Source organism: Methylophaga pinxianii, assembly GCF_020447225.1.
GTDB classification, from domain to species: domain Bacteria; phylum Pseudomonadota; class Gammaproteobacteria; order Nitrosococcales; family Methylophagaceae; genus Methylophaga; species Methylophaga pinxianii.
The window spans coordinates 1-13,033 of sequence record NZ_JAJAEO010000128.1; the positions used below are offsets into that span (position 1 = coordinate 1).

Sequence of the window (13,033 nt, forward strand, 5' to 3'; positions counted from 1 at the left end):
TTGTCTATCGGCGTTATCTTGACTATGGCATGTTTGATTCTCTGCGTGAGATGAAGTCAATGATCGCAGGCCAGCTTCATCTAAAAGGTATGGAAGATAACATCAAGCTTGGAGCTGGTGGTATCCGTGAAATCGAGTTCATTGGCCAAGTATTTCAGCTTATTTACGGTGGCCGTGATCGGCCTTTACAGCAACGTCCCATTCTGACAATTCTGGAATTATTGGCACAACGGAAGTTATTGTCAGGTTATGCCGTAAAAGCATTAAAAGATGCATATTATTTTCTACGAAGAACCGAGCACCGCATTCAGGCCTGGGCAGATCAACAAACTCATTTATTACCCAAAGACGAAGAGGCACGGGCACGATTGGCACTTAGCATGGGGTTTGAAAACTGGCCGATTTTTCTGCAAACGCTTAATGAACATCGTCAACAGGTACATGAGCATTTTGAACAATTACTCACGGCGCCCCAGGCAGAGGATGAAAGTACCGAAAGTATTGCATTGCTAACAGCCAGTGAAGCAGAAGTCATCGCCTACCTTGAAAAATGGGGATATCACGATCCTCAACAGGCACAGCAGACAATCGAAAAATTGTTAAACCTGCATGTGGTCAAAAATCTCAGTCATACCGGGCTAGGTCGGCTTAAAAAATTACTGCCTTTACTGGTGCAGGCGGCCGCTGGCACAAACGATCCAGATACCTGTCTGACTCGTATGATTCCGTTATTGGAATCAATCATGCGGCGTTCTGCCTATATGTCACTACTGGTGGAAAATACCTTGGCGTTATCCCAACTGGTCAAGCTCTGTGCAGCAAGTCCGTTGATCAGTCATCAATTAGCGCGTTACCCCGTATTGCTGGATGAATTGTTAGATCCGCGCTCGCTTTATGAAGTGCCTGGACGCGAACAGCAAAAAGCTTTATTACATCAGTTTTTATCGGTTGCTGACGAGACTGACCTCGAACAGCAAATGAATCTACTACGCGAATTTCGCCAAATTGCCACCTTGCATGTGGCGGCGGCTGATGTCACCGAAGTATTACCGCTGATGCGAGTGGGCGATCAATTAAGCGAGTTAGCCGAAATTCAATTAGAAAGAGCATTGCAATTGGCATGGCTGTACCTCACCAGTCGTCATGGTTTACCACCTAGGACAAATGAAAGTGATATGTCCACATGCGGCTTTAGTGTGATTGCTTATGGCAAGTTAGGTGGTTTAGAGCTGGGCTATGGTTCCGATCTGGACTTGGTTTTTGTATTTGATGATGCGCGTGAAGGCGTCACCAATGGGGATAAGCCTGTTGAATTAATGGTGTTTTATACCCGGTTGGCTCAACGCATGATTCATCTGTTAAATACGGTCACCTCGGGAGGCGTATTATACGAAGTGGATATGCGACTGCGACCTAGAGGAAATTCTGGTTTGTTGGTCAGTCCGATATCAGGTTTTGCCGATTATCAGCAAAATGAAGCCTGGACCTGGGAGCATCAGGCATTAGTGAGAGCGCGCTGTGTTGCCGGTGATCAAAAGTTGGCCGAGCAATTCAGTGACATTCGCCAACAAGTTTTGTCTAAACCCCGCACCGAAGCGGAATTGGCAAAAGAAGTCAGTGAAATGCGTCAAAAAATGCGCCAGCAATTGGACAAGTCTTCTGAGGGACAATTTGATCTCAAGCAAGGAATTGGTGGTATCACTGATATCGAATTTATGGTGCAATATGCGGTACTTGCCTGGTCATCAAGCTTGCCTGATCTGATGGTTTACACCGATAATATTAGAATTTTGGATGCATTAGTTACCACCGGCAAGCTTAGTCAGCAAGAGGGAACCATGCTTGCCGATGCCTATCGATATTATCGAAGTGAAGCAAATCATTGTGTCCTCCAGGAACAACCGGCACTGGTGCCGGTGGCGAAAGTGGCCGATTTTAAGCAACAAGTAAACATTATTTGGCAACGCTGGTTAAGCTAACGACCAGTTTGATATCAATTTAAGTCTCGAAAGTAGGTAATTATGGCAGCAGTAACAATGGCAGATCGTGATGGCGTTATCTGGTTAGATGGCGAATTTGTGCCTTGGCGTGAAGCGAAAGTCCATGTACTGACACATACCTTGCATTACGGTATGGGGGTTTTTGAAGGTGTTCGCGCATATAAAACGGATGCTGGAACCGCTATTTTCCGCTTGCAGGAACATACCGATCGGTTGTTCCGTAGCGCCAAGATTCTTGGTATGAAAATGCCTTTTGATAAAGCCACCTTAAACGAAGCGCAACGTGCAGTCGTTCGTGAGAATAATTTGGACTCAGCGTATATTCGTCCGATGTGTTTTTATGGCTCTGAAGGCATGGGTATCCGTGCGGATAATCTGAACACACATGTAATGGTTGCCGCCTGGAGCTGGGGTTCCTATCTGGGTGAAGAAAATATGACGCGTGGCATCCGTATCAAAACGTCTTCATTTACCCGCCACCATGTCAACATCACCATGTGTAAAGCTAAAGCCAACGGCAACTACATGAATTCAATGATGGCATTACAAGAAGCCGTTAATGATGGTTATGACGAAGCACTTTTATTGGATGCCAATGGTTTTGTCACCGAAGGCAGCGGCGAAAACTTTTTTATGGTGCGTGATGGTGTTCTCTACACGCCTGAACTGACATCAGCACTGGAAGGTATTACCCGTGACACCGTAATGCGTCTGGCCAATGATATTGGTTTGAAAGTGATTGAAAAACGCATCACACGGGATGAAGTTTACATCTGCGATGAAGCCTTTTTTACTGGAACGGCAGCGGAAGTCACGCCAATTCGCGAATTGGATAACCGTCCCATCGGTGAAGGCAAGCGCGGACCTATAACGGAACAACTGCAGAGCATGTATTTTGATCAGGTTTATGGTCGCAGTGAATATTATCGTGACTGGAATACGCTGGTTAAAGCATAAGCAAATTATCGTTAACGTAATAACAAAGAGGTTAGTACCAAATGGCAGGTCATAGTAAGTGGGCGAATATCCAGCATAGAAAAGGTGCGCAAGATGCCAAACGCGGCAAACTGTTTACCCGGCTGATTCGTGAGATTACTGTTGCTGCCAGAATGGGGGGCAGTGATCCTGCAACTAACCCGCGGTTACGTGCTGCCATCGATAAAGCATTGGGCAGCAATATGACCAAAGATGTTATCGAACGAGCCTCTAAGCGTGGTGCAGGGGAACTGGAAGGTGCTGCGTACGAAGAGGTACGTTACGAAGGTTATGGGCCAAATGGCATAGCCATTATGGTTGATTGTATGACGGATAACCGTAACCGTACGGTTGCTGAAGTCCGTCATGTTTTCAGTAAACGTGGTGGAAACATGGGGACGGATGGCTGCGTGGCCTTTATGTTTAATCAAAAAGGGATCATCAGTCTGGCGCCGGGTGTGGATGAAGACGCGGTCATGGAAGTGGCCTTGGAAGCGGGTGCAGAAGATATTGTCACCCATGACGACGGTTCCATAGATGTGTTTACTACCCCGGATGAGTATGCTGCTGTTAAAGATGCCTTGGATGCAGCAGGCTTTGAGGTGCAATCCGCCGAGGTCACCATGCACCCTGACAATACAGTCAGCCTGGAATTGGATGACGCACAAAAAGCCATTGCCATGATTGATGCTTTTGAAGAGCTGGATGATGTTCAACAGGTCTATTCAAATGCAGACTTCTCAGACGAGGTTATGGCGCAGCTGGGTAGCTGATTGCCAACATTATGGCGCGCATTCTTGGTGTGGATCCTGGTTCTCGAAAAACCGGTTTTGGCATCATAGAGCTTGATGGTAAACAAATCAAACACGTTATTAATGGCCGATTGTTGGTTGGTGATGGCGAGTTTGCGGATCGTCTGAAACAAATTTTTGATGGACTGACTGATCTGATCCAACGTTATCAGCCTGACATTATGGCCATCGAACAGGTGTTTTTACATAAAAATGCTGACTCTGCGCTGAAGCTCGGTCAGGCACGAGGCGCTGCCATATGTGCAGCAGTCAATCAGCAGTTAAAAGTTCATGAATATTCCGCAACACAAATAAAAAAAGCCGTCGTTGGTAATGGACATGCCAAAAAAGAACAAGTCCAGTATATGATGTCAGTCATGTTGCAATTAAAAGAAATTCCCATGGAAGATGCCGCAGATGCCTTGGCCTGCGCAATTACCCATGCAAACCATGCCGCATTGGATAGCTTAACCAATAAACTTCCCGCAGGAATGCGGATCAGTCGTCGTCGAGGAGGACGTTACAGCCGATGATTGGTCGACTTACTGGAATTATTATTGAAAAACAGCCACCCGAATTAGTGCTTGATGTGCAAGGTGTTGGTTATGAAGTGTCAGCGCCGATGTCCACTTTTGTAAATTTGCCTCCGCTTAACCAGAAGGTGAGTTTATATACCCATTTAGTTGTGCGCGAAGATGCCCAATTATTGTATGGTTTTGCTACTAGTCGTGAACGATTATTATTCCGCAGTTTACTTAAGGTGAACGGAGTGGGAGCAAAACTGGCATTGACGATTTTATCCGGTAGCGATGTTGATAGCTTTGCCCGAAGTGTGCAGGAAGGTGATGCCGCCAGTTTGACGCGACTGCCCGGTGTCGGTAAAAAGACAGCAGAACGACTGATTATTGAGATGCGCGACAGACTGAAAGAAGTTGGTTCTGCGATGGGTCTTGATGAGCAAATTACTACGAATATGCCGAGTAGTAGCGGTGCCCGAAAAGAAGCACTGGAAGCTTTGATCGCTTTAGGGTATAAAGCCGCCGAAGCAGACAGAATGATTCGTAGTTTTGATGCGCAAGATATGACAACCGAACAAATCATCAGACAGGCTTTGCAGCGTAACTAACTATGGATGACCGTTTTATTTCTCCGCAAACGCTGAACGATGATGACAGGGTGGATCGTGCTATTCGTCCACTTAGTTTGCAGGACTATATTGGACAACCTGTGGTTCGTGAGCAGATGGAATTATTTGTCTCTGCTGCCCGCAAACGCAAAGAAGCATTGGACCACACGCTTATTTTTGGGCCGCCGGGATTAGGAAAAACCACTTTAGCCCATATTATTGCCCATGAAATGGGGGTGAATTTAAGACAAACTTCAGGCCCGGTTTTAGAGCGTCCGGGTGATTTGGCTGCATTGTTAACGAACCTTGAACCGAATGATGTATTGTTTGTCGATGAAATACACCGGTTGAGTCCGGTAGTGGAAGAAGTGCTGTACCCCGCAATGGAAGATTACCAGATCGATATTATGATCGGGGAGGGGCCCGCAGCACGTTCGATAAAGTTGGATCTTGAACCATTTACCTTGGTCGGAGCGACAACCCGGGCAGGTTCTTTAACCTCGCCGCTACGAGATCGTTTTGGCATAGTTCAGCGGCTGGAATTTTATAATGTTGCTGATTTAAGTACGATTGTGCAACGAAGTGCACGTATTTTAGGTGTGACACTGGATCTGAACGGAGCTGGTGAAATCGCCCATCGTTCACGAGGTACCCCTCGGATTGCCAACAGGTTATTACGCCGGGTCAGAGATTATGCTGAAGTTCGCTTTGATGGTTTAGTTACAGCAGAAATTGCTCGCCAGGCACTGGACTTGCTGGATGTCGATAAGTTTGGTTTTGATATGTTAGACCGGAAATTGTTATTGGCCATCATTGAAAAGTTTTCCGGCGGCCCGGTTGGGCTGGATAATTTGGCGGCAGCAATTGGCGAAGAGCGTGGCACTATTGAAGATGTCATTGAACCGTTTTTGATTCAGGAAGGCTTTATCATGCGGACGCCGCGAGGAAGGATTGCCACGAAAAGAGCCTTTTTGCATTTGGGACTGACACCCGATTTAGAGCTGACAGGTGATTAATGCAGTCTTTTGATTGGCCGGTAAGAGTCTATTATGAGGATACAGATAGTGGTGGCGTGGTATATCACGCAAATTATCTGAAATTTATGGAGCGGGCGCGCACAGAGTGGTTGCGTCAGCTTGGTTTTGAACAAAATATTTTAAAAGACGAATATAACTGTTTGTTTGCAGTCCATTCGATGCAACTCAATTTTCGTCGTCCAGCAAGATTTAATGATGCCCTGGTAATTCGATCTGAAATGACACAAACGAGCGGTGCAAGCATGCAGTTTGAACAATCAGTGCTGCGTGATGATGAACTGTTATGCAGCGCATCGGTCAGAGTGGCCTGTTTGGATGCTCTGCGTTTTAAACCGTGCCCTATACCTTCTTTTATTTTGACGGAGATGCAATGTGAATGCTGATCTATCCTTGATGACCCTGATATCTGAAGCCAGTCTACTGGTTAAGATTGTGATGCTGATTTTGTTGCTGATATCAGTGTATTCCTGGACCATTATTTTCAAAAAACGCAGCGAGCTTGCAGTGGCGAGACGTGATGCAGATTTGTTTGAAGATAAATTCTGGTCAGGCAATGAATTAAACCGACTTTATGAAGACATCACTGCCAGACCACACACCGGGCGTGGCATGGAAGGTATTTTTGAGGCTGGATTTAAAGAGTTTGTGCGACTGAAAAAAACATCCACTGACTCCACCTATGTTTTGGAAGGTACTCAACGGGTAATGCGTATTTCATTATCCAGAGAGATGGATGAACTGGAAGTTTCATTACCCTTTCTGGCGACAGCCGGCTCAACCAGCCCTTACATTGGTCTATTTGGAACGGTCTGGGGTATTATGAATTCATTCCGTGCTTTAGGTGAGGTTCAACAAGCAACGCTTGCCATGGTGGCGCCCGGTATTGCTGAGGCATTGATTGCAACAGCGATGGGCTTGTTTGCGGCTATTCCCGCAGTTGTAGCCTATAACCGCTATTCACATGAAGTTGAGAGATTAATTAGTCGGTATGATAATTTCGTTGAAGAGTTCTCTTCAATTCTGCAACGGCAACAAGGTTAATAACGGAGCCAACTATGGCGCTTTATAAACAACACCGCCAACGTCGCAAGCCTATGGCAGAAATTAACGTCGTTCCGTATATCGACGTGATGTTGGTGCTTTTGATCATTTTTATGATTACGGCACCTATGCTGACGCAAGGCGTACAGGTTGATTTACCAAGTGCGGATGCCAATCCGGTTGAGGCACCTGAAAACCTTGAACCCCTGGTGATTTCGGTTGACTCTGAAGGTTCATATTATGCCTCAGTCGGAGATAACCAGGATCAGAGTATTGGTGCTCAGGAGCTGGTTGCCAGGGTTTCAGCCGTATTACGTCGCAACCCCCAAACTCCGGTGATGGTGAAAGGGGATAGTTCGGCAAGTTATGGACAAGTAGTAGGCGCTATGGCTTTATTGCAAAAAGCTGGAGTACCTAATGTTGGTTTGATTACTCAACGTCCGGAAACGGAAACACAGTAATTAAGATGAAACATTCAATTGTGCAAAATTTAATTGCCGGTGGCGCATCCACAATACTGCATGTATTGTTGGTGTTGTTATTGATTTTCAGTTTCGAAATGCCTACTGAGATACGGCAGTTTGGCCAACCGGAAGTGGAAATCGTGCAAGCGACGGTGATTGATGAAGATCTGGTTTTAGAAGAAATGGCTCGGTTGCAGGAAGCAGAAGATAAACAGCGTGCAGCCGAAGAAGAACGTCAGCAAAAACTCGATGAACAACTGGAAAAGTCACAACAAGAACTTGCTCGCCAAGAGCAGGAACTGCTCGATATGCAAGAGCGTGCGAAGCTGGAGGCTGAAAAACGCAAACAGGAAGCAGAGCAAGAGCAACAACGCCTAAAACAAGAAGCCGAAAAAGAACAGCAACGCTTAAAAGAACTGGAACAGCAACGTATCGAGCAGGAAGAAGCGCGTAAACAGGCCGAGTTAGAGCGTCAGAAAGCAGAAGCGGCTAAACAACAGGCAGAGGCTGAACGCAAAGCAGCTGAACAAGCTAAACAAAAAGCTGAAGCTGAGCGCGAAGCGGCTGAAAAGGCCAGAGAAGCTGCTGAAGCAAAGCGTAAAGCCGAAGAAGAAGCTCAGCGTAAAGCCCAAGAAGAGGCCAAACGTAAAGCTGAGGAAGAAGCTAAACGCAAAGCGGAAGAAGAGGCTAAGCGAAAGGAAGCTGAAGCTAAACGTAAAGCTGAAGAAGAAGCCAAGCGCAAAGCCGCCGAAGAAGAAGCTAAGCGCAAAGCTGAGGCTAAACGGCTAGCCGAAGCAAAAGCGAGAGCTGAAGCGGAAGCATCGCTGCAAAGGCAGCTTGATGCAGAAGCGAAACAACGTACACAGAAACGAATCGCGGGAATTTTGGATACCTATGGTTTGCAAATTCAACAGAGAATCACACGGTATTGGACCAAACCAGCGAATGCCCAAACAGGCTTGCTTGTTACCTTGGAAGTCAAACTTATTCCAGGTGGCGATATTCGTAGTGTAAGAGTCATAAAAAGCAGTGGCAGTGAGATTTTTGATCGTTCTGCTGAAAACGCTGTATACAAGGCAGCTCCAATGCCAATGCCTTCAGATCCTGATGCAGCACAAAAGATCATTAGTGAAGGCATTGAAATATACTTTAAACCTGAATGAGAGAAGCAGATATGGCCATGAGATTAATTCGTTCGCTCGCCTTAGTGGCTGTTTTTTTTATGCCTTTTCAGGCATTTGCCGTTTTGAAAGTAGAAATTACCGGCGGGTCGGATAGTGCGCTGCCGATAGCCATTGTGCCTTTTGGTGCGGAAGGACAGAAGGCGCCTGAGGATATCAGCAGTATCATTCGTAATGATCTGGAAAGTAGTGGACGTTTTGCGCCACTGGATAATCAGGATTTGGTTTCAAGACCTACTGAGCAATCACAGGTAAACTTTGCTGATTGGCGATTGTTGCGTTCTGAAGGCTTGGTGATCGGGAAAATTTCTAGTCAAGATGGCGAGAATTATCAGGTTCAGTTTCAGCTCTTTGATGTATACCGTGGACAGCAATTAGCTGGAAAACGTTATCAGGTTCCGGCCTCAGGTCTGCGTGCATTGGGACATCAGATTGCCGATGTGATTTATGAAACGTTGACTGGCGAGAAAGGTATCTTTTCTACCAGACTGGCATTTGTCACTCAAATCACTGCTGGTGATGGAAAAAAACGTTTTGCTTTACAGATTTCTGATGCTGATGGAGCAAATCCTCGCACCGTATTACAATCTACTCAACCGATTATGTCGCCATCTTGGGCACCGGACGGTGATCAATTATCTTATGTATCGTTTGAAAATGGTAAAACCGAAGTCTTTGTCCAGCAATTACTCAGTGGTCAACGTAAATCCGTTGCCTCATTTGAAGGGATAAACAGTGCACCGGCCTGGTCGCCAGATGGAAGAAAGCTGGCTTTGACACTGTCTAGAAATGGCAATCCAGAAATCTATGTATTGGAGCTGGCGAATGGGGATTTAATTCGCGTTACAAATAATGCTCAGGCTATCGATACCGAAGCGGTTTGGTCGCGGGATGGAAATGATATCTACTTTACTTCTGATCGTGGTGGTAGACCACAAATCTACAAAGTTTCAGCAAACGGTGGTAGAGCCGAGCGAATTAGTTTTGAAGGAAATTACAATGCTTCTCCTGATTTATCCCCAGATGGAAGCAAGCTGGCCATGGTGCATGGTACCAATGGCGGGTTCTATATTGCTGTACAGGATTTGAAAACTGGATCTATGCAAGTTCTGACTGAATCAGGACGGGCTGAATCGCCGAGTTTTGCGCCGAATGGTCAAATGATCCTGTATGCTACTGAGCAAAAAGGTAGCGGTGTATTAGCTGCTGTCTCTGTTGATGGCCGGATCCATCAACGTTTGAGCGAATCCGGAACTGTTGTGCGTGAACCAGCATGGTCTCCGCTGAAAAAATAATTTATGTCAGGAGTGTTTGTTATGAATCGTTATAAATTCTCGGCTCTGCTTGTTGCATTGTTTTTACTCAATGCTTGTAGCGGGAATGCCACAAAAGATGGTACAGATGACGTTTTGGTTGAAGAGCGTAATGGCGCATCAACTTCAGGTGTTTCTGGTGATGGTGTTAATGGTAGTGATCTGGGTGCTGAAGCCAGTGTAATTGTGGGGGAAGATGGTTATACAGGAAGCGAATTGAATGATCCTTCTAACCCATTATCAAACCGGGTAATTTACTTTGACTACGATAGTGCAAGTGTTAGACCTCAAGATCAATCAATCGTAGAAGCCCATGCAGCTTATCTGGGTAAAAATCCTAATTTAACCGTGCGTTTGGAAGGACATACTGATGAGCGTGGCTCACGTGAGTATAACCTTGCTTTAGGTGAACGCCGTGCATTATCGATTCGTCAATTATTGATGTTGCAAGGTGCAAGTGCACAACAGTTCAGAGTGACAAGTTTTGGTGAGGAACGTCCTGCGGTTGATGGTAGTGATGAATCTGCATGGTCTCAAAATCGCCGAGTTGAAATAATTTATATTGGTCGTTGATATGCCTTTTAAAAAGCAAAAACAACTTGTATTAGCTTTAATGGTGGGCGTCGTCATGACGCCCTCTGTTTCTTGGGCTGAACAGGAATCAATAGAAGCACGTATGGATCGGCTTGAGCGAATCATACAAGGACAGGGATTAACATCATTACTTACCCAGGTTGATCAGTTGCAACGCGAGATTCAGCGATTGAATGGCACAAATGAAGAGCTGAATCATAAGATCGACCAGTTGCAACAACGACAGCGTGAACAGTATCTGGATTTGGATCAACGGATCACAGAAATTAAGCAGCAATCGGCGGTAGCTCAATCACCTGCTGCTGATAATTCAACTCCGATGATGAATGATTCCATTGATTCAGAATTAGCCGACAGTGCTCCGCAGTCTCCCGCATCAGAACAAAGTGAAGGTGCTGTAGATACTCTCGCCCCCGTAGCAGTTGAAAGCGGCGAAGCAGCATATCAAGCAGCATTGCAGGATTTACGTGGTGGCCGTTATCAGGAAGCGTTAGCAGCCTTAGGTGAATTTCCACAAAATTATCCTAACAGCACTTATTTACCCAATGTCTATTACTGGCAAGGTGAAGCGCATTACGTATTACGCGAGTTTGATAAAGCAATTAATGCTTTTGATAAGGTCCTGTCCAGTTACCCGGATAGCAATAAGGTTTCAGATGCTTTACTAAAACGTGGTTTCAGTGAGTATGAAACGGGTGATGCGGTTAAGGCTGAGGCGACGCTAAACCAGGTTATTCAACAATATCCTGATTCATCTGCTTCACGTTTGGCTCGAGTCCGCCTGGATCGTATCCAGCAAAATGCACAATAAATATTTTTTTGTAGACCGCGCAGATGGCCCAATGTCGAATTACCGAGATTTTCTATTCATTACAAGGTGAAACCAGAACTGTCGGACTACCTACAGTCTTCGTCCGACTCACTGGTTGTCCATTACGTTGTGGCTATTGTGATACTGCCTACGCTTTTCACGGCGGTACAAAAATGGAAATTAGTGACATTGTTGCCAAGGTAAAAAGTTATTACCCTCGGTATGTTACGGTGACAGGTGGTGAACCGTTGGCGCAAAATTCCTGTCGTGAATTATTAACTGCCTTATGCGATCTTGATGTGGAAGTCTCATTGGAAACCAGTGGCGCTATGGACATCAGTGGTGTTGATTCTCGTGTGATACGTGTGATGGATTTAAAAACTCCAGCATCTGGTGAAGTTTCCAAAAACCGCTATAGCAATATCGACCTGTTAAACCAGCAGGATCAGATTAAATTCGTTATCTGCAATCGAGACGATTATGATTGGGCTCGCGAGCAATTATCATTATTTAGTTTGATAAACCGCTGTGAAGTTTTGTTTTCTCCTGTTCATGGCGAGTTAACACCCAAAGATTTAGCGGAATGGATAATCGCCGATAATCTCCCGGTAAGAATGCAAATTCAATTACATAAATATTTATGGAACGATGCTCAAGGGCGATGAAGAAGCGCGCTGTCATATTACTTTCAGGTGGACTGGATTCTGTAACGGCATTGGCTATTGCAAAATCTGAAGGGTATGACTGTTACAGTATCAGCTTTGATTATGGTCAACGCCATAAAACGGAACTCCTGGCAGCGGAACACCTTGCCCATGAAACAGGTGTCGTTTCTCATAAAGTCATTCAAATAGATCTTCGCTCAATTGGTGGGTCGGCATTAACAGATGATATTGATGTGCCTGAAACTGAACAGCAAGGTATTCCGATCACCTACGTCCCAGCAAGGAATACGATATTTTTATCCATCGCGCTTGGCTGGGCCGAAGTGATCAATGCTGAAGCTATTTTTGTTGGAGTAAATGCAGTTGATTACTCTGGCTATCCAGATTGTCGACCTGAATTTATTGATGCTTTCGAAAAACTTGCCAACCTGGCAACCAAATCGGCAGTTGAAGGTAGCGCTATATATATAAGAGCGCCGTTAATGAATCTTTCAAAGTCAGAAATCGTCAAGCAAGGAACAGCACTGGGGATTGATTACAGTGAAACTATCTCTTGCTATCAAGCTGATGCGCAAGGTCGCGCCTGTGGTCAATGTGATTCCTGTCGATTTAGGCGGCAAGGTTTCCTTGATGCAAATCTGATGGATCCTACTCGTTACCAATAAGTAATTGTTTCTTGGTAAAAATCAGTCTAATGTTGCAAGCCCCAGCCTAGATACAGTGGTATAGAGATAAAAATATTGTCCACTGGGGTTGTCATTTTTATCAAGTATAGTATTATGTCGCGCTTGGTTTGGGCCGTTAGCTCAGTTGGTAGAGCACCGGACTTTTAATCCGATGGTCCTGCGTTCGAGTCGCAGACGGCCCACCATTTTTTCCGCAAGATTTCAGTTTTATTCTAGTTTCATAATTCTGTAATAATTGTTGTTGACAGCTCGGCGAGTGGCTGTATAATTCTCGCTTCTTTGCAGGACGACAAGAACTGCAAGCTCTTTAAAAAACTGGTATCAAGTAATTTGTGTGGGTACTTGCGTT

At 45.4% G+C, this 13,033-nt stretch carries 15 protein-coding genes and 1 tRNA gene; all 16 read left to right on the forward strand.

Features of this window, described 5'->3' with window-relative positions:
- Positions 1 to 1,979 (forward strand): bifunctional [glutamate--ammonia ligase]-adenylyl-L-tyrosine phosphorylase/[glutamate--ammonia-ligase] adenylyltransferase (gene glnE, locus LGT40_RS01605; RefSeq protein ID WP_226343142.1); only part of this gene is annotated, 1,979 nt, incomplete at its 5' end.
- Between the two features lie 42 nt (positions 1,980 to 2,021).
- Positions 2,022 to 2,957: a branched-chain amino acid transaminase gene (locus tag LGT40_RS01610; RefSeq protein ID WP_226072247.1), complete on the forward strand. Its 936-nt coding sequence runs from the start codon at positions 2,022 to 2,024 to the stop codon at positions 2,955 to 2,957.
- Between the two features lie 41 nt (positions 2,958 to 2,998).
- Entirely contained in the window at positions 2,999 to 3,748 is a 750-nt protein-coding gene (locus LGT40_RS01615; protein ID WP_226072244.1) for a YebC/PmpR family DNA-binding transcriptional regulator, read from the forward strand.
- 11 nt (positions 3,749 to 3,759) lie between these two features.
- Positions 3,760 to 4,299, forward strand: a complete 540-nt coding sequence (gene ruvC, locus LGT40_RS01620) for a crossover junction endodeoxyribonuclease RuvC (protein ID WP_226072242.1) — start codon at positions 3,760 to 3,762, stop codon at positions 4,297 to 4,299.
- The gene (gene ruvA, locus LGT40_RS01625; protein WP_226072231.1) at positions 4,296 to 4,892 is read left to right on the forward strand and encodes a Holliday junction branch migration protein RuvA; all 597 of its coding nucleotides are present in this window, start codon (positions 4,296 to 4,298) and stop codon (positions 4,890 to 4,892) included. Before ruvC ends, ruvA begins: the two co-directional genes overlap by 4 nt.
- Before the next feature lie 2 nt (positions 4,893 to 4,894).
- Positions 4,895 to 5,908, forward strand: a complete 1,014-nt coding sequence (gene ruvB, locus LGT40_RS01630) for a Holliday junction branch migration DNA helicase RuvB (RefSeq protein WP_226072227.1) — start codon at positions 4,895 to 4,897, stop codon at positions 5,906 to 5,908.
- The gene (gene ybgC / locus LGT40_RS01635) at positions 5,908 to 6,312 is read left to right on the forward strand and encodes a tol-pal system-associated acyl-CoA thioesterase (protein WP_226072224.1); all 405 of its coding nucleotides are present in this window, start codon (positions 5,908 to 5,910) and stop codon (positions 6,310 to 6,312) included. Before ruvB ends, ybgC begins: the two co-directional genes overlap by 1 nt.
- Positions 6,302 to 6,970 (forward strand): protein TolQ, encoded by a 669-nt coding sequence (gene tolQ / locus LGT40_RS01640; RefSeq protein WP_226072217.1) that lies wholly within the window; start codon positions 6,302 to 6,304, stop codon positions 6,968 to 6,970. The genes ybgC and tolQ overlap by 11 nt, the downstream gene beginning before the upstream one ends.
- Before the next feature lie 14 nt (positions 6,971 to 6,984).
- The gene (gene tolR, locus LGT40_RS01645) at positions 6,985 to 7,431 is read left to right on the forward strand and encodes a protein TolR (RefSeq protein WP_226072215.1); all 447 of its coding nucleotides are present in this window, start codon (positions 6,985 to 6,987) and stop codon (positions 7,429 to 7,431) included.
- 5 nt (positions 7,432 to 7,436) lie between these two features.
- Positions 7,437 to 8,597, forward strand: coding sequence for a cell envelope integrity protein TolA (gene tolA / locus LGT40_RS01650; RefSeq protein WP_226072211.1), 1,161 nt, complete (start codon positions 7,437 to 7,439; stop codon positions 8,595 to 8,597).
- Between the two features lie 11 nt (positions 8,598 to 8,608).
- Positions 8,609 to 9,910, forward strand: coding sequence for a Tol-Pal system beta propeller repeat protein TolB (gene tolB, locus LGT40_RS01655; protein WP_226343143.1), 1,302 nt, complete (start codon positions 8,609 to 8,611; stop codon positions 9,908 to 9,910).
- Between the two features lie 21 nt (positions 9,911 to 9,931).
- Positions 9,932 to 10,501: a peptidoglycan-associated lipoprotein Pal gene (pal, locus tag LGT40_RS01660; RefSeq protein ID WP_226072205.1), complete on the forward strand. Its 570-nt coding sequence runs from the start codon at positions 9,932 to 9,934 to the stop codon at positions 10,499 to 10,501.
- Between the two features lies 1 nt (position 10,502).
- Entirely contained in the window at positions 10,503 to 11,333 is an 831-nt protein-coding gene (ybgF, locus tag LGT40_RS01665; RefSeq protein ID WP_226072203.1) for a tol-pal system protein YbgF, read from the forward strand.
- Between the two features lie 23 nt (positions 11,334 to 11,356).
- A complete protein-coding gene (gene queE, locus LGT40_RS01670) occupies positions 11,357 to 11,998 on the forward strand; it encodes a 7-carboxy-7-deazaguanine synthase QueE (protein WP_226072201.1) in 642 nt (213 codons plus the stop codon).
- The gene (gene queC, locus LGT40_RS01675; RefSeq protein ID WP_226072197.1) at positions 11,995 to 12,663 is read left to right on the forward strand and encodes a 7-cyano-7-deazaguanine synthase QueC; all 669 of its coding nucleotides are present in this window, start codon (positions 11,995 to 11,997) and stop codon (positions 12,661 to 12,663) included. The genes queE and queC overlap by 4 nt, the downstream gene beginning before the upstream one ends.
- Before the next feature lie 130 nt (positions 12,664 to 12,793).
- Positions 12,794 to 12,869: transfer RNA gene (locus LGT40_RS01680), tRNA-Lys, on the forward strand.
- Positions 12,870 to 13,033: the final 164 nt, after the last annotated feature.

What these genes read in the sequence shown, in the direction of transcription:
- pal (WP_226072205.1), top strand. Translation starts at nt 9,932, where the DNA reads ATGAATCGTTATAAATTCTCGGCTCTGCTTGTTGCATTGTTTTTACTC.
- ruvB (WP_226072227.1), top strand. Translation starts at nt 4,895, where the DNA reads ATGGATGACCGTTTTATTTCTCCGCAAACGCTGAACGATGATGACAGG.
- queE (WP_226072201.1), top strand. Translation starts at nt 11,357, where the DNA reads ATGGCCCAATGTCGAATTACCGAGATTTTCTATTCATTACAAGGTGAA.
- LGT40_RS01615 (WP_226072244.1), top strand. Translation starts at nt 2,999, where the DNA reads ATGGCAGGTCATAGTAAGTGGGCGAATATCCAGCATAGAAAAGGTGCG.
- tolB (WP_226343143.1), top strand. Translation starts at nt 8,609, where the DNA reads ATGGCCATGAGATTAATTCGTTCGCTCGCCTTAGTGGCTGTTTTTTTT.
- ruvA (WP_226072231.1), top strand. Translation starts at nt 4,296, where the DNA reads ATGATTGGTCGACTTACTGGAATTATTATTGAAAAACAGCCACCCGAA.
- tolA (WP_226072211.1), top strand. Translation starts at nt 7,437, where the DNA reads ATGAAACATTCAATTGTGCAAAATTTAATTGCCGGTGGCGCATCCACA.
- ruvC (WP_226072242.1), top strand. Translation starts at nt 3,760, where the DNA reads ATGGCGCGCATTCTTGGTGTGGATCCTGGTTCTCGAAAAACCGGTTTT.
- ybgC (WP_226072224.1), top strand. Translation starts at nt 5,908, where the DNA reads ATGCAGTCTTTTGATTGGCCGGTAAGAGTCTATTATGAGGATACAGAT.
- queC (WP_226072197.1), top strand. Translation starts at nt 11,995, where the DNA reads ATGAAGAAGCGCGCTGTCATATTACTTTCAGGTGGACTGGATTCTGTA.
- ybgF (WP_226072203.1), top strand. Translation starts at nt 10,503, where the DNA reads ATGCCTTTTAAAAAGCAAAAACAACTTGTATTAGCTTTAATGGTGGGC.
- tolR (WP_226072215.1), top strand. Translation starts at nt 6,985, where the DNA reads ATGGCGCTTTATAAACAACACCGCCAACGTCGCAAGCCTATGGCAGAA.
- LGT40_RS01610 (WP_226072247.1), top strand. Translation starts at nt 2,022, where the DNA reads ATGGCAGCAGTAACAATGGCAGATCGTGATGGCGTTATCTGGTTAGAT.